Annotated in this window: 21 protein-coding genes; 13 read left to right on the forward strand and 8 right to left on the reverse strand. The window is 58.6% G+C overall.

The window, feature by feature from the left end; genetic code table 11:
• Nucleotides 1-9 precede the first annotated feature (9 nt).
• The 3 genes from dapE to Q0753_RS07680 are packed head-to-tail and all read left to right on the forward strand — an operon-like array spanning nucleotide 10 to nucleotide 2,048.
• Complete coding sequence (gene dapE / locus Q0753_RS07670) at nucleotides 10-1,143, forward strand: succinyl-diaminopimelate desuccinylase (RefSeq protein ID WP_298719149.1); 1,134 nt, start codon at nucleotides 10-12, stop codon at nucleotides 1,141-1,143.
• Nucleotides 1,140-1,811, forward strand: coding sequence for a M15 family metallopeptidase (locus Q0753_RS07675; RefSeq protein WP_298719151.1), 672 nt, complete (start codon nucleotides 1,140-1,142; stop codon nucleotides 1,809-1,811). Before dapE ends, Q0753_RS07675 begins: the two co-directional genes overlap by 4 nt.
• A gap of 3 nt (nucleotides 1,812-1,814) precedes the next feature.
• Complete coding sequence (locus tag Q0753_RS07680; RefSeq protein ID WP_298719153.1) at nucleotides 1,815-2,048, forward strand: hypothetical protein; 234 nt, start codon at nucleotides 1,815-1,817, stop codon at nucleotides 2,046-2,048.
• 476 nt (nucleotides 2,049-2,524) lie between these two features.
• On the opposite strand, the gene Q0753_RS07685 is transcribed toward Q0753_RS07680, so the two are convergent.
• The 3 genes from Q0753_RS07685 to dapA form a co-directional block, all read right to left on the reverse strand.
• Nucleotides 2,525-4,873 (reverse strand): DNA polymerase II, encoded by a 2,349-nt coding sequence (locus tag Q0753_RS07685; RefSeq protein ID WP_298719155.1) that lies wholly within the window; start codon nucleotides 4,871-4,873, stop codon nucleotides 2,525-2,527.
• Nucleotides 4,874-5,001: 128 nt separating this feature from the next.
• Entirely contained in the window at nucleotides 5,002-6,003 is a 1,002-nt protein-coding gene (gene bamC, locus Q0753_RS07690) for an outer membrane protein assembly factor BamC (RefSeq protein ID WP_298719156.1), read from the reverse strand.
• A 4-nt stretch (nucleotides 6,004-6,007) separates the two neighbouring features.
• On the reverse strand, nucleotides 6,008-6,895 hold the full coding sequence (gene dapA, locus Q0753_RS07695; RefSeq protein WP_298719158.1) for a 4-hydroxy-tetrahydrodipicolinate synthase: 888 nt from the start codon (nucleotides 6,893-6,895) through the stop codon (nucleotides 6,008-6,010).
• 131 nt (nucleotides 6,896-7,026) lie between these two features.
• On the opposite strand from dapA, the gene Q0753_RS07700 reads away from it, so the two are divergent.
• Nucleotides 7,027-7,554, forward strand: coding sequence for an ACT domain-containing protein (locus Q0753_RS07700; RefSeq protein WP_298719160.1), 528 nt, complete (start codon nucleotides 7,027-7,029; stop codon nucleotides 7,552-7,554).
• A gap of 17 nt (nucleotides 7,555-7,571) precedes the next feature.
• Nucleotides 7,572-8,036 (forward strand): thioredoxin-dependent thiol peroxidase, encoded by a 465-nt coding sequence (bcp, locus tag Q0753_RS07705; RefSeq protein ID WP_298719162.1) that lies wholly within the window; start codon nucleotides 7,572-7,574, stop codon nucleotides 8,034-8,036.
• 291 nt (nucleotides 8,037-8,327) lie between these two features.
• On the opposite strand, the gene Q0753_RS07710 is transcribed toward bcp, so the two are convergent.
• Nucleotides 8,328-8,747 carry a DUF6691 family protein gene (locus Q0753_RS07710; protein ID WP_298719164.1) on the reverse strand — a complete coding sequence of 140 codons (420 nt, stop codon included), beginning with the start codon at nucleotides 8,745-8,747 and terminating at the stop codon, nucleotides 8,328-8,330.
• A 2-nt stretch (nucleotides 8,748-8,749) separates the two neighbouring features.
• Nucleotides 8,750-9,169 carry a YeeE/YedE thiosulfate transporter family protein gene (locus Q0753_RS07715; protein ID WP_298719167.1) on the reverse strand — a complete coding sequence of 140 codons (420 nt, stop codon included), beginning with the start codon at nucleotides 9,167-9,169 and terminating at the stop codon, nucleotides 8,750-8,752.
• Between the two features lie 171 nt (nucleotides 9,170-9,340).
• Here Q0753_RS07715 and Q0753_RS07720 point away from each other — a divergent pair, with 171 nt between their 5' ends.
• Nucleotides 9,341-12,286, forward strand: a complete 2,946-nt coding sequence (locus tag Q0753_RS07720) for a GGDEF domain-containing phosphodiesterase (protein ID WP_298719169.1) — start codon at nucleotides 9,341-9,343, stop codon at nucleotides 12,284-12,286.
• A 69-nt stretch (nucleotides 12,287-12,355) separates the two neighbouring features.
• Here Q0753_RS07720 and Q0753_RS07725 read toward each other — a convergent pair whose 3' ends face one another.
• Nucleotides 12,356-12,829 (reverse strand): heme-binding protein, encoded by a 474-nt coding sequence (locus Q0753_RS07725; RefSeq protein ID WP_298719171.1) that lies wholly within the window; start codon nucleotides 12,827-12,829, stop codon nucleotides 12,356-12,358.
• A gap of 446 nt (nucleotides 12,830-13,275) precedes the next feature.
• On the opposite strand from Q0753_RS07725, the gene Q0753_RS07730 reads away from it, so the two are divergent.
• Nucleotides 13,276-13,746: an FKBP-type peptidyl-prolyl cis-trans isomerase gene (locus tag Q0753_RS07730; protein ID WP_298719173.1), complete on the forward strand. Its 471-nt coding sequence runs from the start codon at nucleotides 13,276-13,278 to the stop codon at nucleotides 13,744-13,746.
• A gap of 125 nt (nucleotides 13,747-13,871) precedes the next feature.
• On the opposite strand, the gene Q0753_RS07735 is transcribed toward Q0753_RS07730, so the two are convergent.
• Together Q0753_RS07735 and tkt are read right to left on the reverse strand one after the other, a co-directional pair.
• Nucleotides 13,872-14,537 carry a hypothetical protein gene (locus Q0753_RS07735; protein ID WP_298719174.1) on the reverse strand — a complete coding sequence of 222 codons (666 nt, stop codon included), beginning with the start codon at nucleotides 14,535-14,537 and terminating at the stop codon, nucleotides 13,872-13,874.
• Between the two features lie 871 nt (nucleotides 14,538-15,408).
• The gene (tkt, locus tag Q0753_RS07740) at nucleotides 15,409-17,409 is read right to left on the reverse strand and encodes a transketolase (RefSeq protein WP_298719175.1); all 2,001 of its coding nucleotides are present in this window, start codon (nucleotides 17,407-17,409) and stop codon (nucleotides 15,409-15,411) included.
• 262 nt (nucleotides 17,410-17,671) lie between these two features.
• Here tkt and metK point away from each other — a divergent pair, with 262 nt between their 5' ends.
• The 6 genes from metK (at nucleotide 17,672) to gshB (ending at nucleotide 22,792) form a co-directional block, all read left to right on the forward strand.
• On the forward strand, nucleotides 17,672-18,832 hold the full coding sequence (metK, locus tag Q0753_RS07745; RefSeq protein WP_298719177.1) for a methionine adenosyltransferase: 1,161 nt from the start codon (nucleotides 17,672-17,674) through the stop codon (nucleotides 18,830-18,832).
• A gap of 486 nt (nucleotides 18,833-19,318) precedes the next feature.
• Entirely contained in the window at nucleotides 19,319-19,834 is a 516-nt protein-coding gene (locus Q0753_RS07750; protein WP_298719179.1) for a SprT family zinc-dependent metalloprotease, read from the forward strand.
• Complete coding sequence (locus Q0753_RS07755) at nucleotides 19,831-20,301, forward strand: peroxiredoxin (RefSeq protein ID WP_298719181.1); 471 nt, start codon at nucleotides 19,831-19,833, stop codon at nucleotides 20,299-20,301. Before Q0753_RS07750 ends, Q0753_RS07755 begins: the two co-directional genes overlap by 4 nt.
• A 133-nt stretch (nucleotides 20,302-20,434) precedes the next feature.
• Nucleotides 20,435-21,139, forward strand: coding sequence for an endonuclease (locus Q0753_RS07760; RefSeq protein WP_298719183.1), 705 nt, complete (start codon nucleotides 20,435-20,437; stop codon nucleotides 21,137-21,139).
• Entirely contained in the window at nucleotides 21,117-21,848 is a 732-nt protein-coding gene (gene rsmE, locus Q0753_RS07765) for a 16S rRNA (uracil(1498)-N(3))-methyltransferase (protein WP_298719185.1), read from the forward strand. Before Q0753_RS07760 ends, rsmE begins: the two co-directional genes overlap by 23 nt.
• Nucleotides 21,845-22,792, forward strand: a complete 948-nt coding sequence (gene gshB / locus Q0753_RS07770) for a glutathione synthase (RefSeq protein ID WP_298719187.1) — start codon at nucleotides 21,845-21,847, stop codon at nucleotides 22,790-22,792. Before rsmE ends, gshB begins: the two co-directional genes overlap by 4 nt.
• Nucleotides 22,793-22,818 lie beyond the last annotated feature (26 nt).

Raw genomic sequence — 22,818 nt, forward strand, 5'->3', positions numbered from 1 at the left:
AGGATTAGAATGACTGACTCTGCCGTGCTGGCCCTGACCCGGGACCTGATTAACCGCCCCTCCGTCACCCCCGAAGACGAAGGCTGCCAGGAGCTGATGGGCGCCCGCCTCAAGGCGCTGGGCTTTGAACTGGAAACCATGGTGTTTGAAGACACCACCAATCTGTGGGCCCGCCGGGGCAGCGAAGGGCCGCTGTTCTGTTTCGCCGGTCATACCGATGTGGTGCCGCCCGGCCCGCTGGATCAGTGGCACACACCGCCATTTGAAGCCACCGACATCGACGGTTACCTGCACGGCCGGGGCGCCGCCGACATGAAAGGGTCGCTGGCGGCCATGATCGTCGCCACCGAACGCTTTGTTGCCGCGAACCCGGATCACCAGGGCTCCATCGCCTTTCTGATCACCAGCGATGAGGAAGGCCCCTTCATCAACGGCACTACCCGGGTCATCGACACCCTGGAAGCCCGCAACGAAAAAATCACCTGGTGTCTGGTGGGCGAGCCCTCCTCCACCCATGAGGTGGGTGACGTGGTCAAGAACGGCCGTCGTGGCTCCCTTACCGGTGATCTGGTGGTCAAGGGTACCCAGGGCCATGTGGCTTATCCGCATCTGGCCGACAACCCGGTGCACAAGGCGGCCCCGGCCCTGACCGAGCTGGCCAATACGGTATGGGATCACGGCAACGACTATTTCCCGCCCACCAGCTTCCAGATTGCCAACGTGCAGGCCGGCACCGGGGCCTCCAACGTGATTCCGGGCGAGTTCAAGGTACAGTTCAACTTCCGCTTCAGCACCGAGCTGAACGAAGACACCATCAAGGCCCGGGTGCACAGCCTGCTCGACGCCCACGGCCTGGACTACCACATCGACTGGCTGCTCAACGGCAAGCCCTTCCTCACCGACAAGGGGAATCTGGTGCAGGCCACCGTGGAGGCCATCAAGGCGGTCAAGCATCAGGAGCCGGCCCTGCTCACCACCGGCGGCACCTCCGACGGTCGCTTCATCGCCCAGACCGGCGCCCAGGTAGTGGAACTCGGCCCGGTCAATGCCACCATTCACAAGCTCAACGAATGTGTGAAAATTGCCGATCTGGAACTGCTTACCGACATGTACGAAGGCATTCTGGACCGTCTGCTGGCATGAACCCGCTCTGCCTGCTGGGGCTGAACGACGCTCATCTGGTGGCGCTGAACGAGCCGGGCCACCGGCTGCAGGCTGAAGCCAGAGACGCCTTTATGGCCATGCAGGCGGCGGCGACCGAGGCCGGTTTTCAGCTGATGCCGGCCTCGAGCTTTCGCAGCTTCGAGCGCCAGCTGGCCATCTGGAACGGCAAGTTCGAGGGCAAGCGACCGCTGCTGGATGCCGACAGCCAACCGCTGAATGCGCTGGCTTTGAGCGAGCCCGAGCGTATACTCGCCATTCTGCACTGGAGCGCCCTGCCCGGCACCAGCCGTCATCACTGGGGCACGGATCTGGATATTTACGACCCGACTCTGCTGCCCGCGGATAAAAAGCTGCAGCTTGAGCCCTGGGAGTATGAGCCGGACGGGTATTTTTATCCGCTCAGCCAGTGGCTGGCCGCCAACATGGGCCGCTTCGGCTTTTACCGGCCCTTTGCCCAGAACCGCGGCGGCGTGGCCATGGAGCCCTGGCACCTCAGCTACCGCCCGCTGGCCGAAGGCTGCGCCAGCCAGCTGACCCCCTCATTGGTGGCCGAGGCCTTGCGGCTGCAGCCAGTGGCGGGAAAAAAGCATATCCTTAAACAACTGAACGAGATTTTCGCCCGTTACATCACCACTACCGAGGATTAAGCCATGAGCACCTGGCTCTGGATTGCCCTGCCGTTATTGTTTGTCGTCGGCCTTTTTGTCGGCGCGCTCAAGGACACCAAGCAGATTGAAAAGTCGGTCAAGAAAAACCGCGACAAGATGAACCTGAAAGACTGGGACACCGAAGAAAGCAAGAAAGACGACTGGGGTGTGCCCCCCGGCAGCTACCACCCGAATGATGAAAACAAGAAGAAAGAAGACGACACGAGCAAGGATTAATATGTTCGCCTGTCATGTAGGATCGATTTCAATCGACCAACGGGCTATCAGGTAATATCAATCCCAGTAATGATTTGGTCATATTGAGGCCCCAGACCAGAGGCAACACAGCCGCCTCCCACGACACGCTACGGAAAATGACACTCATTGTTTCTGCCTGCTGCAAACATTCACTGGATGTTCGGTCAGTCAGAAACAATTCGTCTCGGCGAGACGAGCTCGCCCCATGTAAGCTCGGACATGCCATCCCTGGCATGTCACGGTCGTGGGAGCCGTTCTCTGTTACCTCTACTTGAACACCGAGTTGCCCGAAGACGGTGCCAACAGGTGACTCTGCAGCATCAAGGAGGATAAAGGGATCTGCTCAGCCGACCTTCTGTTTCAGGGATGAAACAGAGAGCGTACATGGATGTATTCACAGCGTGTCGGCGGAGCGGGCCCTTTGTCCTACATGCTGACGTTTAGCCAACAACCAATCAAAACAACCCGAGTTGCTGGCCAATCAAGGCATCGAAACTCAGGCCTGCGAAAGGCAGTATGGCGTCGGCCACCGGCTTGAGCTGGCGGTCGACGTAATGCTGATAATCGATGGCCGACGTCCGGTATTCCAGCGGCTCGGGGCCATTCACCGTGATCAGATAACGGATCACCCCCTTCTGCTGATAACGTAACGGCACGCCTCGCCGGGCATTGTGCTCGTCCGCCAGCCGTGCCGCCCGCACCTGGGGTGGCTGTGACTTCACATACTGGGCCAATGGCCGACGCAGGCGCTTGCGATACACCAGCTCGGCATCCCGTTCTCCGGCCAGGGTCTGTGCCAGGGTCTGGCGAATGAAATCGCTCGGATCCAGATCGTCGAATACCAGCCGGTACAGCTCGGTCTGAAACTGCTGCGCCAGCGGCGTCCAGTCGGAACGCACCGTCTCCAGCCCCTTGAACACCAGCTCGCTTTCACCCTTTTTGATGCTCAAGCCCGCATAACGCTTCTTGGAGCCCTGCTCCTGGCCGCGAATGGTCGGCATCAGAAAACGGGCAAAATAGCGTTCGAACTGCAATTCGAGGCAGCTGTCCAGCTGCAGCTCCGTGGCCAGTTGCTGCCGCCACCGGTCGGTCATCAGGGTCGCCAGCCGCTGGCCTTCCCCGCTGGCGGTGTCTTCATCGTGATGGCCGGTCAACAGTACAAACACCGAGTCGGTATCGCCGTAGATCACCTCGTGGCCCTCGGCTTCGATCCAGCGGGCGGTCTGCTGCATGATCTCGTGGCCGCGCAGGGTAATGGACGACGCCAGCCGGGTATCGTAAAAGCGACAACCGCCGGAGCCCAGCACGCCGTAAAAGGAGTTCATCAGTATCTTGATCGCCTGGGAGCGCGGTGCATCCCGCTCGCGCTTGGCCTGATCCCGCTCTTGCCACAATCGCTCGATAATGGCCGGCAGAAAGTGCCGCCGGCGGGAAAATCGCGCCCCGCGAAATCCGGGAATGGCGTCGTCTTCTTTCAGCCCCAGTACCAGCCCCAGCGGATCGATTCTGAAGGTGCGAATAATGGCCGGATACAGGCTCTTGAAGTCCAGTACCAGCACATGACGGTAGAGCCCGGGCCGGGAGTCCATCACATAACCGCCGGGGCTGGCCAGGCCGCCACCGGCGGGCAGATTGGGCGCCACAAAGCCGGCCCGATGCAGGTGCGGCAGATAGACCTGAGTAAAGGCCGCCGCCGAGCCGCCGACCCGATCCAGCTCCAGCCCGGTGAGCTGGCTGCGCAGCCGCAGAAAGTCGAGCAACCGGGTGTGTTCGAAAATGTCCCACACCAGGCGGCAGTCTTCCAGGTTGTAGGCGGCAAGCTTCGGCTTGTTGTGGCGAAAGTCCCGGGTGATGGCCGCCAGCCGGTGCTCCACGTCTTCGGTCTGTTTGCCCCGTCCCAGCAACTGGCGAGACACCGACTCCAGGCTGAAGCTGTCGAACTGGTAACAGGCGGTCTTGAGCGCCTCGATGCCGTCTATCGCCACCCGCCCCGGCAGGGTCAGAAACACCTGTCCGGTATAGCTCGACTCCCGCAGAAACGCCGCCTCGCCACCCCGCCCCAAGCGCAGCCTGAGCCCGTGCAGCGCCGCCCGCTGCAGCAACAATCTAAAGTCAAAACCGACCAGATTCCAGCCGATGATAATATCCGGATCGTGACGGCTCAGCGCCTGCTCCAGGGCTTTCAACAGCGCCGGTTCGTCCGCCACCCACTGCATATCGGTCTCTGCGGGCTCGGGTTTGCCTATCATCAACACTCGCGCCAGCCCCTCGCCGTAGAGACCGATGGAATAGAGCTCGCCCCGGCCCGAGCATTCGATGTCGAGCGACAACACTCGAAAGCGAGGGCTCCAGTCGCCGGGTTTGAGCCTGGCCCGGCTGAACTGGCGATAACCGACGGCCGCTTGAGGTTGCCCGATAAAGTCGACCGAGCCACGGATGAAGCGGCTGAGCAGAAAACGCTCGTGCAGCCGCAGATCGTCTTCAAACACGCCGATGCCGTCACGGCGCAAGCACTCAGCGGCGGCCCTGTGTTCGGCCATGGTGGCAAAATAGAGCACCGCCACCGGTTGATACTCCAGGGTCTGCAAACCGGGCTCGGCCCATTGATAGCCGATGCCGGCCTGCGCCAGACTCTGTGCCACCGCCTCCCGCCGCTCGGTCGGCACCATCAACAGCGGCCGTTCGCCGGACAGCAGCAAGCGCACCGGCCCCTGTCCGGTACAGAGCCAGTAGATGATTTCGGTGCTGCCGGCCCGATCACGGCTGTGCCGGGTCAGGATAAAGCCCTGCTCGATGTCGGTCATGGCGGCATTATACCCATTAAGGGAACGTGAGGGGTGAGGGGTGAGGGGTGAGGAGTGAGGTATTTAGTTAAACATGACAGGCCCCGTCGATACGGGGCCTGTCATATTGGAGCAAAGCCGGTCAGGGCTTAGCGGATCAGGTCGGTGCGCTGAAAGGCATCGCCCAGGGTGCGCGCCAGCTGGCTCAGAATGTCGGCAGACACCGGCGTCTTGTTCTTGTCGCTCAGGGTGATGCTGCTTTGCTCGCCCAGATCGCCGAGCTGAATACGATATTGCTGCTCGGGAATATCCAGTGCCGGCAGCCCCAGATCGCGCCACTTGCCCTTGCTCAGGCCGTCGAATTCCACATCGACATAGCCCAATGCCTGCTGGCGGTTGGTCAGATCGAAGCCAAGCTTGGGCAGCAGGGTAACCAGTCGTTTCCAGCTTCTGTCGTAGCCTTCATCGGTCAGCAAGCGGCCTTCCGCTTGATCCAGTGTTAGCTGAATCGGGCTGCGATCCAGCAGATCCTGCTGCTTGGTCAGCGCACGCTGATACGACAGCGAGAAGGCATTCAGCATGGCCGCTTCCGCCCGTTGCCGATCCTGCGTCAGCTGGGCATCGGCCCCCTCGGCGCTCACCTGCACGGCCACCGCGCGGCGCACCGCATCCGGCACCAGCTGCCAGCTGAATTGCTGCTGTGCGTTGCCGATGGCCCGACCATCGCTGCGCCAGCCCTGAGCGGTCTGGCTGAATTCGGCTTTCTGCCCCTTGAAGAAGGCGGCCAGCGCCTGGCTCAGCTCTTGTTCCAGAGGCTGATCCAGCCGTTGCTGATAAAACCAGAGACCACTACCGATGTCGCTGTCCATCGCTTCGGTACCACGTACCAGTGGCAGCACCTGGGTCGGCGGGCGCACGTCTACCGCCTTGCCGGTCACGCCGCCAATAACGCCCTGGGTCGGAGCCGGAATCACATATTCGCTGTTGAATTCCGGTGCTTCCAGTCCGGCCGGGATCAGCAAGGGCGTGGTTCTGAGCTTGGCATCCTGGTAGTCAAACCCCCGGTTTGCCTGCGCTCGGGTTTCGGGATTGCTGCAGCCGGCCAGTACACTCATGGCCAGCAGGCTTAATACTATTTTTTTTGAATTCAACGTTTTATCCACGCCCTGTTAACTCCGCTTTAAGTAACGCTTCCCTTACCTGTTCCTTCCCCGACGCATTCAGGGGGATCAAGGGCAAACGCGGCATTGAGGTGTCGATGAGCCCGAGTTCGGCACAGGCCCACTTCACCGGTATGGGATTGGTATCACAAAACAAATGCTGATGCAGCGGCAACAGACGTTGGTTGATCACTTCAGCCTGCGCCCAGTCGCCGACCAGCGCGGCCCTAAACAGGGCAGCCATGTCGGCCGCCGCCACATTGGCGGTGACCGAAATCACGCCATGACCGCCCAGACGAACAAAATCCAGCGCCAGATGATCATCGCCGCTGAACAACAGAAAATCGTCACCACAACAATGTTTGAGCTCGCTGACCCGATCGAGACGTCCGCTGGCATCCTTGATGCCGATTACCGGCCCCAGTTCCGCCAGTCGTCCCGCCGTTTCCGGCAACAGATCGCAACCGGTACGACCGGGCACATTGTAAAGCAGCTGCGGCAAATCACAGGCCTCGGTAATGGCGGAGTAATGCGCCAGCAAACCGGCCTGTGACGGTTTGTTGTAATAGGGCGTCACCGACAGCCCTGCCGATACGCCCATATCTGCCATGGCCTGGCTCAGCCGAATAGCCTGGCGGGTATTGTTGGAGCCACAGCCGCCAATCACCGGAATGCGGCCATTGGCAAATTCGATCACCCGACGCACCACCTCAAGGTGTTCGTCGGTACTCAGGGTCGGCGACTCGCCGGTGGTGCCCATGGCGGCGATGGCCGCCGTACCGCTGGCCACATGATAATCCACCAGTCGCTTCAGGCTGTCGTTATCGACCTCGCCCGCCGCCGTCATCGGCGTAATCAGTGCCACTATGCTACCGCTGAACATAGTAAATTCCGTTAAGGATCAAGAGCGGCTATGGTAGTGGCGCCCCCTTCGGAATACAAGAGAGGCGCTGGAGCCCCTTGCTATTTGTGCTACCATGGCGCCCTCTTCCACCGACCTTTTCGGATAGCCAGATGACGCATCATCTTGTGGTCACCGCCATTGGTGAAAACAGAGCCGGCATCGTGAACGAAGTGGCGCGCCAGGTCACCGACTGCGGCTGCAATATCGTCGACAGCCGTCTCGGCATCTTCGGCAACGAGTTCACCTTTATCCTGTTGCTGTCCGGCAGCTGGAACCAGATCACCCGACTCGAGACCACACTGCCACTGTTTGGCCAGAGTCAGGCCCTGATCACCATGATGAAGCGCACCCAGGTGCTGAGCCAGCCGAGCTATGCCCTCAGCGCCGACGTGGAGCTGGTGGTGGCCGACCGTCCCGGCATCGTTAACCGCTGCACCCAGTTTTTCAGCGACCGGGGCTGGGATATTCAGGCGATGCAGAGCCAGACCCTCACCGGCGCCGAGTCCGGTCAGTTTCAGGCGCATTTTCAGCTTAACCTGCCCGAGCAGCTGATCGACAGCGAAGCCGAAGACGCCGTCGATTGCCTGTGCCGCGAGCTGGAATGCGAACGACACAGCCTTCGCCTCAAACGCAAATAATTTCAAGGAGTTCGTCGATGACCTATTTACCCGCAGGCAGCCCCGCCCCTTCTTTTACCCTGCATGATCAGAACGACAAACCGGTCAGCCTGGCCGACTTCAGCGGCAAAAAAGTACTGGTGTATTTTTATCCCAAGGCGATGACCCCGGGCTGCAAGGTACAGGCCTGCGGCCTGCGTGACAGCCAGGCCGAACTTGAGCAGAAAAATGTAGTGGTGCTGGGCATCAGCCCGGATCCGGTGGCCCGGCTGAAGAAATTCGAGGAAAAAGACGCGCTCAACTTCACCCTGTTGTCCGACGAAGACCACGCCGTGGCCGACGCCTTCGGGGTATGGGGTCTGAAAAAATTCATGGGCAAGGAATACGACGGTATTCACCGCATCAGCTTTCTGATCGACGAGTCCGGCACCGTGACCAAGGTGTTCGACAAGTTCAAGACCAAGGATCACCATCAGGTGGTGATGGATTACCTGGAAAGCTAATCAGCTGTAAGCCTGTCTTTGGTCACCCATCGGCTTGCGGAATAAAGAGGCAACCCTGTTGCCTCTTCTTGACGTCCGAGTTAGCTGTTGGCATCACCAGCAGCCGACGCCAAAGCTTCAAGGAGGACCAAGGGATCTGCTCGGCCGATCATCCGCGCCACGGATGGCGCGGTTGAGCCTACAAGGATGTATTCACGGCGAGTCGGCGGAGCTGGCCCTTGGTCCGATATGTAAACATGAGCCACAAAACACAGCTGTTTACCTGCTCTGGATTTATAACCAAGAAACCACTTAAAGCCGTATTTTCACTTTCCCCACCAGCCAGAAACCGGTAATCATGGCAGCGATGAAAACGCCGGCCTGCCATTGCAGGCTGGCACCCAGCGCCAGGGCGGGCCCCGGACAGATACCCGCCAGCCCCCAGCCAATGCCAAACAACAGAGCCCCCACCACCAGGCGCTTATCGATAAGCGGCGCCGGCACCCTGGGCAGTTCGGTGCCCAGCGCACACTGGCTGCGCCCTGTTCGGCGCCACAGCCAGTAGCCGGGGGCAAACACCGCCAGCGCCCCGCCCATCACCAGCGCCAGGCTGGGGTCCCAGTCGCCAAACAGATTAAGAAATCCCTGTACCTTGGTGGGATCGACCATACCGGAGACAACCAGGCCCAGCCCGAACAAGCCGCCCGACAGCAGTGCAATCAATAGCAACATGGTTATGCTCCCAATCCAAACAGTGTCACTGTCATGATGCCCGCCGCCATAAACACCAGCGTCGCCACCACCGAACGCCACGACAGCCGCCCCATGCCACAAATGCCGTGGCCGCTGGTACAGCCGTTACCCAGCCGGGCACCGATGCCGACCAGCAAGCCGGCCAGCACCAGCCTGATGACGGAAAAACGTTCCAGTGACGGGGCGGTAAAACCGTCACTGTCGAACAGAAAAAACGCCATCAGCATCAATCCCGCCACAAACGCGATGCGCCAGCGTTTATCCGGCATACTGCCAATTCCCGCAATGATTCCACTAATTCCGGCGATGCGGCCGGCAGCAAGCAGCAACAACAGGGCACTGCTGCCGATGAATATGCCGCCCAGCAATGCAGTCCAGGGGGTGAAGTTCACTATGGTCATCACACCACTCCATTTAAATTAGATAATGCTAATGATACCGTACGCTTTTAGTTTAGCAATGACTTATGTATCCATAGTGGCGAATCGGTGTCCTGTTATTTACAAGACGGCGATCAGTCGGCAAGATGGGCGCCATTCGGCAAGTGTGTACTCACAAGGAACATCAGCACCATGCAGTTACCTGCATTGAATCGCCCCCATCATCATCTGTGTTTTTTCAGGTTGGATCCGCAGTTTTGCCTGGCGCCGTTAACCGCGCTGCCCGCCGATGATATTCGCCTGCCCGATGCCGATCGCTCGCTGCTCTGTCAGCTTGATGATAACGACCGTCGCCAGCTGGAACAGCTGTGCGCCACAGAGCAAGCCGCCAGCATCGGCCTGACCATCGCCGGCCGTCGCTGGCAATGCCACCTGGCCCCTACCGAAAACCGCCACTGGCTGCTTAGTGCCGAGATGGGCAAGGTTCAACGGGACGACGAACTGGGTCTGATGGAATGGCAGCTACAGCAAGGCTGGGAGCAAGCGCCCTCGTCGCTGGCAGCCCAGATGCCGATGCTGATGGACACCCTGATCGGTCAGCAGAACGCCGACCGGGTGATATTGTGGCGCCACTATGCGGCAGAAGAAGTGCTGCGCCCCTTGTACAGCCAGGGATTGCCCTTTTCATTGCAACCGGTCAAGGCCGAACGCCGTTATCTGCGTACCCTGCAACAAAGAGGTGGCTTGAGTTACAGCCACTGTGCCGAGCAGCCACTATTGAGTGCCTTCGGCTACCTGTCAGCCGACGGTATTCAGCATCGGCTCGATGTGCCCCTGCTGGTCGATAAGGCGATAGTCGGGCTGGTGAGTCTGGAATACCGGCGGCAACGCGCGCCGGTCACCGCCGCAGACATGCAGTTTGTTGCGGTCATCGCCGCCCGCCTGGCCGGACTCATTGCCGCACCTGCCATGCCTGCCCCCATCGCCGATATTCATATCGGCCAGCTGACCCCGGTGCTGTCGCACCATACCGGGCAGGACTTTTTCAATCAGTTGATGCAACAACTGGCCACCCTGTGCGGCGCCGATATCGCCCTGGTGGGGTTGCAACATGCTCGAAAAGACAAGGTACGGGTGCTGTCCTGCTATACCGACAATCAGCTGCAGCCCCCGTTCAGCTATCATCTGGCCGGAACTCCCTGTCATTTCAGCCTTCAGCCTTCAGCCAACATCTGTGTTCACCATAACCATACCGCCGAACGGTTTCCCGACGACCGGGTACTGAAGGAAAAAGGCATTCAGGCCTATATCGGCTTGTCGATAAAAGATCAGCATCAGCAGCCCATCGGCATTCTGGCCCTGCTGTTCAGGCAACCACTGACCCAGACCACCGCCCTGCAGAGTCTGTTGGATCAACTGGAAAACAGGGTAAGAGACGAACTGCTGCGCCGCCGGGATCAGGAAGCATTAATGGTGGCGGCGGCGGCCTTTGATGCCCAGGAAGGACTCTTTATCACCGATAGCCACATGCAGATACAGCGCGCCAACCAGGCCTTTGCCAACATCAGTGGCTATGAGAGCGACCAGCTGACCGGTCGCTCGGCGTTGAACCTGCGCGCCGAGGATCCGCACAGCACCACGATAGACGCCATTGTGCACGCCATGGAGCAGCAGCATAGATGGCAGGGTGAGCAACGTCTGCTGCGCGCCGACGGTCGCGAGTTGCCGGTCAGCATTCGCATCAGCCAGGTGCGGGATGGCCTGGGCATCATGCACTATGTGTGCTGTGTTGAAGATCTCTCCGAGCAGAAGGCCGACAAGCAGCGCATCGAGCAGATGGCCTATTTCGATGAACTGACCGGCCTGCACAATCGCCGCTTCATGGTGGAGCATATCGCCCATACGGTGGCGCTGGCCGAACATGAATCGACGCGCGGCGCCCTGTTGCTGCTCGATCTTGATGACTTCAAGAACATCAACGACTCGCTCGGCTATGCCACCGGCGACGACCTGCTGGTGCAGGTTGCCGAACGGCTGCATGGCTTTGCCGGCCAAACGGAAGGTATCAGCCTGGCGCGCATTTCCAGCGACGAGTTCGTGCTGCTGTGTCCCGAGCTGAGCCACGGTTACACCGGTGCCAAAACCCGGGCCGAACAGCTGGCTCTGGGCCTGCGTGAACAGTTTCTGTTACCGTTTCAGCTCGGTAGCCTGCGCCTGCATCTCAGCGCCAGCATCGGCATCAGCCTGTTTCCGGTGACCGGCATGGGGCTGGAAGAATACCTGCGTCAGGCCGATACCGCCAACCACATCGCCAAGCGGGTCGCCCCCGGCAGCCATGTGTTCTTCAGCCAGGAAATGGCCGACGAGGTTCAGGAGCGGGTGCGCATATCCAATGCCCTGCAACAGGCGCTTATCAACGATGAACTGGAGCTGTATTTTCAGCCCCAGCAGCAGGTGAATGACAACCGGCCGCTGGGCGTCGAGGCACTGCTGCGCTGGCACCCGCCGGGCAAGAAGCCGATTCCGCCCGGCCACTTCATTCCGATAGCGGAAGAAACCTCGCTCATCTGCGATATCGGAGACTGGGTGCTGCAGCAGGCCTGCAGCCGTATTCAGCGCTGGCAGAGCGAGGGCCATCAGCCGGGCCGGGTATCGGTCAACATCAGTGCCCGCCATTTTCACAGCGCCAACTTTGTTTCCCGGCTGGCGTTGCTGCTGCAACAATACCCGGCCTGTCAACACCGGCTGACGCTGGAGGTAACCGAAGGGGTGATACTGGACAACCTACAGGAAAGCCGCACGCGCATGGCGCAAATCAAGGCGCAGGGGGTGAACCTGTCCATCGACGATTTCGGTACCGGCTATTCTTCTTTCGCCTACCTGCGGGAGCTGCCGGTGGATGAACTGAAGCTGGATCGCTCCTTTATTCAGCATATCGACAAACGGCCACAAGACAGGGCCATCATCGCCTGCCTGCTGGATCTGGCCCGTACCCTGGAAATGAGCGTGGTGGCGGAAGGCGTGGAAACCGAGCCGCAGCTGGCCACCCTGGCCGAGCTGCACTGTCCGGCCTATCAGGGCTACCTGCGGGCGAGGCCCATGCCGGAAGCCAAGCTGCTGCGCTGGCTGGTAGAGTAATAACGGCAGGCCCTCATCGGATCTGCCGTTATGGCCAGCTTGTTGCGGTCACGAGTATTCCGGCGGTCGTTACTTCAATACCGCCTCGATGGCCGCCTCGGCACAGGCCTGATCCAGATGGCCGCCCGGGGCGCCGCCAATCCCGATACCGCCCACCAGTTGCTCACCCACGCGTACCGGCAGTCCGCCACCCAGCATCAGAATGTCCGGATGCATGTCGCGCAATCCGGCCAGGCCCGGTTTTTCGGCGATGAGGTTGGCATATTCGGCGGTAGACTTGCCCAGAGAAGCAGCGGTATAGGCTTTCTTGCGTGCACTTTCTATGGTGTGCGGCCCTGCCAGCTCATCACGCGCCAGCGCCTTGAGCACACCGGAGCGATCCACCACCGCCACCGTTACATGGTAACCGTCTTTGGCACAGTGCTTGAGACCCTCGGTCACCAGCTGCTGGGCGGTGTCGGTGCCGAGCACGGCGGTGTTCACGGTCTGCGCCTGAACACCCAGGCTGGCCAGGGCCAGTAACGCCAGATATTTTTTCATCATTCTTCTCTCCGTGGTCAATGTTCCGGTCACTATAACCATTCCCCTGTGCCGCTGCATTGCCGCTTTACACCAACCTAAGTAAAAATATGATCTATTTTAAAGCTGGCCACGAGAGGCAACAGAGTCACCTTCCGCGACACGCCATAAACCATCCATGGGGGCTCGGGAAATGCCTTCCTTGGCATTTCACGGTCGCGGGAGCCGATCTCTGTTGCCTCTCCTTAAGCACCGCGTTGTCTGCAGGGCGTTCCCGCAGGCGACGCGGCAGCATAGGGGCGGATGAAGAGTTCTCCTTGATGCTGCAGAGTCGCCTGTGGGTACCGTCTGCGGAATATTCGGCGTTCAAGAAAAAGTGTCAACATGATCAGATGCTTAACGGGGTTGGTGTTACCTCGGCAAGCATCGAGTGATAGAATGCAAACATCTCAACATCAGCAGGATAAGTAATGAAATTTTTCATTTTGGCGGTCGTCATTCTGGTCGTGGGCTTTTACATCATCAGAAATTCAAATCATAAAAAGGCGGCGGTTGAGAACATCGCGGCAGCAAACGAGTTTTTAGCCCAGAACAAAACCAATGATGATGTGCAGGAAACCGCCTCCGGTTTGCAGTATCAAATACTGACCAAAGGCGACGGCGATGTTCACCCCAGTGCCAAGTCAACGGTCACCGTGCATTACCACGGCACCCTGTTGGACGGCACCGTATTCGACAGTTCGGTGGATCGTGGCGAACCGATCAGCTTCCCGTTAAATCGCGTCATAAGAGGCTGGACCGAAGGTGTGCAATTGATGGTCGTGGGTGACAAATTCAAGTTTTTCATCCCCTCCAAACTGGCCTACGGCAACAGCCCCGCCGGAACAATAAAACCGGGATCCTTGCTGATTTTTGAAGTGGAACTCTTGGGAATAGAGTAATTTCAATAGCGCCCTTCTTACAGTGCGCCTAGCGCAACAGTAAAAGGGCGTATGGCACTTCGGTTTTATTAGATCGAGGTGTCTGCTCAAACGGGGGAACTACACAGTCCAGCCTGCTTAACTTGTTATATTTTACATTGTTCATTTAATTCATAGAGCCTTTTATATTCATCAAGGCCAATAACTAATGACTCTTTAATCTTAGCAATATCGCCGCCACCTACATTCCGTGAAGCAGCTTTCTCTACTGATTCATTATCTAGAGCCGTTATTGTAAGTTCTTGCGGAGTAGGAATAGTTCCACGGGGAAACTTACTTGATACATTATCACTGTTTTGAGCGATGCTATGAAGCTGACCGCCCAATAGAACATCAGTTACTGATTTTATGTTCTCTCTTAGTTCTAACTCACACCCAAACTCAACAATTTGATCATACAACAACCAAAAGTCTGAAAGTCTAGAATCAACGGTTCCGCCACTACCAAAACCACCAGGAAACCTCATCGCAAGCTTTAACAAGAATCGAAAATTATCTGTTCTGGCTTTCTTTAGCCCAGATATAGATTCTTCGGCTTCTTTCTTCACTTCCTTGAGTTTTACAATATTTCCAGCCACAGAAAACTCTTGAACTTCAGAGGAAAATGAAATGATTAGTCCGATTATTGAAAACGCAACAACTAGGGAAACAAACTCACCTCCAGTTATTTGTTTTTCCTCTAGTAGGTTCATGCCAATGCAGATAATAATTATTGCAATTACTAGACCTAAGAGAGAAAGGAATATCTTCAATGTGTGATCTCCAAATAAATATAAAATTTTTAATACTACACATACGCATGTACGTTCATGCTCAAATTGACCCTTGATTATGCTCGGTGTCAACGGATAAACCAGCTACAACTCATTGATTATTACTACCTTTTAAAACATCAAGTTTTCAGGCCTGCCTACTCATTCATTGTCATGACAAGTGAATTTCAAATGAGACCATATTGGACGGAGTGACGGCGAAGTGCAATTAAAAAGCCTTGGAAAACATCGCCGTAAGCGGCGGCTTCTGCCAACAGGTCATTCCGGAGCATCTGGGAGGACAAAGGGATCTGCTCCGCCGACCTTCTGACCGCCATGGATGGCGGGAATGCCTGGACGGCAGGAGCATTTCCCGGCCGCGCCAGGGATGGCGCGGCGGAGCCTCCAGGTAGGATTGACGGCGTGTCGGCGGAGCGGGTCCTTTGTCCAACGTTTACGCCGAGATGAAAGAGCTCATTTATTTAGTTCTGCTGCGCAGAACCGGCCGGCTGAAGCGGCCTCTACAAGTCGGTTCCACTCTGCCCGCAGACTGTGCCAACAGGCGGCTCCGATACTATAAAGAGGCAACAGAGAACGGCTCCCACGACCGTGACATGCCATGGATGGCATGTCCGAGCTTACATGGATGTACTCGTAGCATGTCGTGGGAGACGGCTGTGTTGTCTCTGCACTCAAGTTGAACCGACCGGCTGAAGGTAATCAAAAGACGAGATCCTGACTTGCGTCAGGAAGACGGCTTAAAACGTAGCTGTCGATTTAGCTACCCTGCCCTTTAGCCACAAAAAAACCGGCCGCAGCCGGTTTTTCATAAAGATTAACGCTCAAACTTAGGTCAGTTTACTTGCCTAACTTACTTGTCTAACAGGGCGTTCGCCTTTTCTACCACGTTGTCGACGGTGAAGCCGAACAGCTTGAACAGATCACCGGCGGGAGCCGACTCACCGAAGGTAGTCATGCCGATGATGTCGCCACCGAAGCCCACATACTTGTACCAGTAGTCGGCAATGCCGGCTTCCACCGCCAGACGCTTGGTCACGGCGGCGGGCAGCACGCTTTCTTTATAGTCGGCAGACTGAGCGTCAAACACGTCGGTACAGGGCAGAGACACTACGCGTACCTGCTTGCCGTCGGCACTCAACTGCTCTTGCGCCGCCATGGCCAGCTCGATTTCGGAGCCGGTGGCAATGATGATCAGCTCGGGCGTACCGGCACAATCTTTCAGCACATAGCCGCCCTTGGCCACGTCGGCCAGCTGGGCGTCGGTGCGATCGATCTGACCCAGACCCTGACGAGAGAAAATCAGCGAAGTCGGGCCGTCTTTGCGCTCGATAGCCGCTTTCCAGGCCACGGCAGACTCAACCTGATCACAGGGGCGCCAGGTGCTCATGTTCGGGGTCAGACGCAGCGCAGCAATCTGCTCAACCGGCTGGTGGGTCGGGCCGTCTTCGCCCAGACCGATAGAGTCGTGGGTATAAACGAAGAGGGAGCGCTGCTTCATCAGGGCCGCCATACGCAGGGCATTACGGGCATATTCCGTAAACATCAGGAAGGTGCCGCCGTAAGGCACAAAACCACCGTGCAGGGCGATACCGTTCATGATGGCGCTCATGCCGAACTCGCGCACACCGTAGTGCAGGTAGTTGCCGCTGGCGTCTTCGGCGCTGATGGGCTGAGAGCCCTTGTGCATGGTCAGGTTGCTGGGGGCCAGATCGGCACTGCCGCCAAGCAGCTCGGGCAGAATGGCACCAAAAGCGTCCAGTGCGTTCTGGGACGCCTTGCGGGTGGCAATCTTGGCCGGGTTGGCCTGCAGCGTCTTGATGAAATCGGCACTTTGCGCGGCCCAGTCGGCCGGCAGCTCGCCGTTGACACGACGCTTGAACTCAGCAGCCAGCTCGGGGTGAGCGGCAGCGTAGGCGGCAAACTGCTCGTTCCACTGTGCTTCTGCAGCGTTGCCTTTTTCTTTGGCATCCCACTCGGCATAGATGTCGGCAGGGATTTCAAACGGCGCATGGCTCCAGCCCAACTGCTCGCGGGTAGCGGCAATTTCAGCTTCGCCCAGCGGTGCACCGTGACAGTCGTGGCTGCCGCCCTTGTTGGGCGAGCCAAAACCGATCACGGTTTTGCAGCAAATCAGGGTCGGGCGTGACGTGTCGGCACGGGCGGCGTCGATGGCGGCGGTCAGGGCGGCACTGTCGTGGCCGTCCACGTCGGCGATTACCTGCCAGCCGTAGGCTTCAAAGCGCTTGGGGGTATCGTCGCTGAACCAGCCGTCTACTTCACCGTCAATGGAGATGCCGTTGTCATCCCAGAAGGCAATCAGCTTGCCCAGACCCAGCGTACCCGCCAGGGAGCAGGCTTCGTGGGAGATGCCTTCCATCAGACAGCCGTCACCCAGGAAGGTGTAGGTGTGGTGGTCTACCACGTCATGGCCGGGGCGGTTGAACTGGGCGGCCAGGGATTTTTCGGCGATGGCCATGCCCACGGCATTGGTGATGCCCTGACCCAGGGGGCCGGTGGTGGTTTCGATGCCCGGTGCGTAACCGTACTCCGGGTGACCCGGGGTCTTGGAGTGCAGCTGGCGGAACTGTTTGAGATCGTCGATGGACAGCTCATAGCCGGTCAGGTGCAGCAAAGAGTACAGCAGCATGGAGCCGTGACCGTTAGACAGAATGAAGCGGTCGCGGTCGGCCCAGTCGGGGTTGCCGGGGTTGTGCTTGAGGTAGTGGCGCCACAACACCTCGGCGATATCCGCCATGCCCATGGGGGCGCCGGGGTGACCGGAATTGGCTTTCTGTACCGCATCCATACTGAGTGCGCGCACGGCATTGGCCAGCACTTGACGAGAAGGCATCGACATCTCCTGAGAACATTAACTTGAAAGGGGTGAAGAAAACGGCGGTATTGTCCCAAAGACGGCCTGAGGGCGCAAATCTAATCTCCCAGCTCAAACGGATAGTCTAACGGATGGCCAAACGGAGTGGGCAAACCAGACAGCCAGACGACTTTTTACTGGCAATCGGGCCGACGCCTCTCTAGAATAGCCATCCAGATGTTAATACCGCCGTATTCGGTGCGTCATTACACCCCAGATTAATTCAAGTTAGGAATGTATCATGGCCAGACTGTTTACCTCCGAGTCCGTATCCGAAGGTCATCCGGACAAAATTGCCGATCAGATCTCCGATGCGGTACTGGACGCCATCATCGAGCAGGATCCCAAGGCGCGCGTGGCCTGCGAAAGCTTCGTCAAAACCGGCATGGTGATCGTGGGCGGTGAAATCTCCACCAGCGCCTGGGTCGATATCGAAGAGCTGGTACGCCGTACCGTGCGTGACATCGGCTACACCAGCTCCGACATGGGTTTTGACGGCGAAAGCTGCGCCGTGCTCAACGCCATCGGTAAACAGTCTCCGGATATCGCCATGGGCGTGGATCGGGTAGATGAAGACCCCTACGCCCAGGGTGCCGGCGATCAGGGCCTGATGTTCGGTTATGCGTCCAACGAAACCGACGTGCTGATGCCCGCCCCCGTTACCTACGCTCATCGTCTGGTCAAGCGCCAGGCCCATGTGCGCAAGGCCCGCGAGCTGCCCTGGTTGCGCCCGGACGCCAAGTCTCAGGTGACTTTCGTCTACGACGACAACGGCAAGCCGGTGGGCATCGACACCGTGGTGCTGTCTACCCAGCACAGCCCGGACATTGACCAGCCCACCCTGCGTGAAGCGGTGATGGAGATGATCATCAAGCCGGTGCTGCCCGCCGAATGGCTGACCAGGAACACCAAGTTCCACATCAACCCGACCGGCCAGTTCATTATCGGTGGCCCCATGGGTGACTGTGGCCTGACCGGGCGCAAGATCATCGTCGACACCTACGGCGGCATGGCCCGTCACGGTGGCGGTGCTTTCTCCGGTAAAGATCCATCGAAAGTCGACCGCTCCGCCGCCTATGCCGCGCGTTATGTTGCCAAGAACATAGTGGCCGCCGGCCTGGCCGACCGCTGTGAGATTCAGGTTTCCTACGCCATCGGCGTGGCCGAGCCCACTTCCATCAGCGTGGAAACCTTCGGCACCGGCAAGGTGTCGGAAGAGTTGCTCGACGCCCTGGTACGCGAGCACTTCGATCTGCGCCCCTACGGCCTGATCCAGATGCTGGACCTGAATCGTCCCATCTATCAGTCTACCGCCGCCTACGGCCACTTCGGTCGGGACGAATTCCCCTGGGAAGCGACCGACAAGGCAGAGCTACTGCGCGACGCCGCCGGCCTGAAATAAGTGATAAAGGGGAAGCAAACGCTTCCCCTTTTTATATGCTGAATGTCAGTTCGTCATGCGAGGCAGCAGTGCGGTTGCGCTCCGCCGACGCGCTTCGAGCCCATCCCTGGGACGCTCGGCAAATGTCGTCCCTGACATTTGACGGTCGGCTACGGCAATCCCCACTGCTGCTTCGTGAAACTGGGGAGTTGCCTGTCAAAAGCTAACAGGCACCTCGGTGCTGACCAAGGAAGGCAAAGGGTGTCTGCTTCGCCGCGCCCTCTGCGCCATGGATGGCGCAGCGGAGCCCCCATGGGGCGAGCTTGCTCGCCGTGACGAAATGTTTAAACCCGACCGAACATTCAGTATGTTCGCAGCGGTTTGAAACATTGAGTGGCATGTCATTACGGCGGGCCGGAGAAGCAGTGCGCTTTGCCTGACGAAAGCGCACGGTACAGCAAACGGCAAGAACCTGTGACTAAGAGGCAAGCCTACAGCTTTACAAACATGAAACCTGATGACGCCCTTTTCCAGCGCGTGCACGCACGGGTAACCGACTGTATGACGCTCGCCGCCCAAAAACTGGGTAGAGAGTTTGCGCCTCCTGCCGTCAGTTTCAACCAGCGCGGTCGCATCGCAGGCTCAGCCTGGCTGGAACGCTGGGAGCTGCGCTTCAATCCGGTACTGCTGGCCGACAACGAGGCCGAATTCATGGCCGAGATCATTCCCCATGAAGTTGCTCATCTGGTGGCCTTTGCCTGCTTCGGCAAGGTCAAACCGCACGGCCGGGAATGGCAGAGCATCATGCGGTCGGTGTTCGGGCTCGCGCCGCGTACCCGGCATCGGCTGAACACCGCCAAAGTAGCCCCCACCTTTGCATACGACTGCGGTTGTCGCCGGCATCAACTGAGTTTACGTCGTCATAACAGCATTCAACGCGGCAAACGGCGCTATCAATGCCTGCATTGTAATAAACTGTTGTTGTTATCCACCGCAGATACACCCAAAAGGAAAGTCCCATGATCAAGATTGGCGATCAACTGCCCGAACAGAGCTTCAGCTTTATCACCGAGTCCGGCAAGAGCAGCGCCGACAGCACAGCGCTCTTCGGCGGCAAGAAGGTGGTTATCTTCGCCGTACCCGGCGCCTTTACCCCCACCTGCTCCAACGCTCACCTGCCCGGCTTTGTGGCCCTGGCCGACCGGTTCAGGGCCAAAGGCGTGGATCTCTACTGTCTGTCGGTCAACGATGCCTTCGTGATGCGCGCCTGGCAGCAGGCGCAGAATGCCGGAGCCATTACCATGCTGGCCGACGGCAACGGCGCCTTTACCCAGGCGCTGGGTCTGGCCAAGGACACCGGTGACTTCGGTGGCCTGCGCGCCCAGCGTTTTGCGCTGGTGGCAGAAAATGGCGTGGTCACCGCCTTGCAGGTGGAGGCACCGGGCAAGTTTGAAGTGTCTTCTGCCGACGCCATGCTGGCTTTGCTGTAACCGCGTATCAACGGCGGGGAGCAACATCATTCCGCTTGTTCCCCGCCGTTAATCCCCCGACTGCCCGCCCTTTCCCCGCCCCTGCTGCGGGTGGTAAACTGCCCCATTACAAAACCATAAAAAATAACGAGTCGTGCGCTATTTCATTTTACTTTTGGGCTTCAGCTCCTGGCTGGCCTATGGCGAAGCCTTGTCTTTTCGTCAGGCCAAGCGGGCGGCGCCCGCTATTTATAACGATCATCCGATCACCTTTTACTGCGGCTGCCCTATCGGTGCCAATGGCAAGAAACTGGTGCCGGATCTCGCACGCTGTGGCTATCAGGTGCGTAAACAACAAAAACGGGCCAGCCGTATCGAGTGGGAACATGTGGTTCCGGCATGGGAGTTGGGTCATCAGCGCCAGTGTTGGCAGCAGGGAGGCCGCAAGAACTGCACCCGCAACGATACGCTGTTCAAACAGATGGAAGGGGACTTGCACAACCTGGTGCCGGCGGTGGGTGAGGTCAACGGCGACCGCTCCAACTATCGCTTTTCAGAATGGAACGGCAGGCCGAATCAATATGGTCGTTGTCAGATGCTGGTCGACTTCAAGGGCCGAAAAGTCCAGCCGCCCACGGCCAGCCGGGGGGCCATCGCACGCACCTATCTGTATATGCAACGGCAATACAAACTGAAGATCGCCTCGCAGCAACTGAAACTGTTTGAAGTCTGGAACCGGCAATATCCGGCCAGCAAATGGGAATGCGAACGAGATCGTCGCATCAGCGCCATTCAGGGCAACAGCAACCCCTTTGTAAAGGAACAGTGCAAACATTATGCGTATACCCAGAATCCATGAACCCGCAGCCCTGTCTTGCGGCGTAGAACTGGCACTGTCTGAAGATGGGGCCAATCATGTGGGCCGGGTGCTGAGAATGCAGCCCGGTCAGCAACTGGTGCTGTTCAACGGCCAGGGTGGCCAGTATCAGGCCGAGATCCTGCAGGCCGATAAAAAATCGGTGCGGGTGCGCGTCGGCGACTTCGACGATGCCGACTGCGAATCACCGCTGCATTTTCATCTGGGGCAGGTGATCAGCCGCGGCGACAAGATGGAGTTCACCATTCAGAAGTCGGTCGAACTGGGCGTCAATGTGATCACCCCGCTGTTCTCCAGCCGCTGCGGCGTCAAGCTGAGCGGCGAGCGACTGGAGAAGAAGCTGCAGCAATGGCAGAACATCGCCATCGCCGCCTGCGAGCAATGTGGCCGCAACCGTATTCCGGAGATCCGCCCGGCCATGACGCTGGAACACTGGCTGGCCGAAGACACCACCGACCTCAAACTCAACCTGCACCCCAGAGCCGACTACAGCGTGGGTACCCTGCCCGCCCCCGACGCCGGCCTCAGGCTGCTGGTCGGTCCCGAGGGCGGCCTGTCCGATGACGAAATCATCCAGGCCCGCACCCGCGGCTTTATTGATATACTGCTTGGCCCCAGGGTGCTGAGAACAGAAACCGCGGCCCTGACCGCCATTACCGCCCTGCAATGCCGCTTTGGAGATCTTGCATGACCATTAAACTGGGAATCGTGATGGACCCCATTCAGTCCATCAATATCAAGAAAGACACCAGCTTCGCCATGCTGCTGGAGGCCCAGCATCGGGGCTATGAGCTGTGGTACATGGAAATGAGCGATCTCAGCCTGCGCGACGGCGAGGCCTTCGGCCACATGGCGCGGCTGACCGTCAAGGAAGACGCCAACCAGTGGTTTACCCTGGAAGAAGCCGAACGCCAGCCGTTGAGCTCGCTCGACGTGATTCTGATGCGCAAGGATCCCCCCTTCGACACCGAATTCATTTACGCCACCTACCTGCTGGAACGGGCCGAAAGCGAAGGCACCCTGATCGTCAACAAGCCCCAGAGTCTGCGTGACGCCAACGAAAAACTGTACACCGCCTGGTTTTCCGAGTTCACACCGCCCACCCTGGTCAGCCGCAAGGGCAGTGATATTCGCGCCTTTCATCAGGAGCATCAGGACATCATCATCAAGCCGCTCGACGGCATGGGTGGCGCCTCGATTTTTCGAGTGAAGCAGGATGATGCCAACCTGGGCGTGATCATCGAAACCCTGACCGAGCACGGCAGCCGCTATTGCATGGTGCAGGCGTATATTCCCGCCATTACCGACGGCGACAAGCGGGTGCTGGTGGTGGATGGCGAGCCGGTGCCCTACTGCCTGGCCCGTATTCCCCAGGGCGGTGAAACCCGGGGTAACCTGGCCGCCGGTGGCCGGGGCGAAGCCCGCCCCCTGAGCGACAGCGATCGCCGCATTGCCGAGGCCCTGGGTCCGGTACTGAAGGAAAAGGGACTGATCTTCGTGGGGCTGGATATTATCGGCGACAAACTGACCGAAGTGAATGTGACCAGCCCGACCTGTGTGCGGGAAATTGAAGCCGCCTTTCCGGTCAACATCACCGGCATGCTGATGGACGCCATCGAAAAGCGTCTATCCTGACAATAATGCCCGACCCGAATCCCGCC

It is taken from the genome of uncultured Oceanisphaera sp., from assembly GCF_947495715.1.
In the GTDB taxonomy this organism is placed as follows: Bacteria; Pseudomonadota; Gammaproteobacteria; order Enterobacterales; family Aeromonadaceae; genus Oceanimonas; species Oceanimonas sediminis.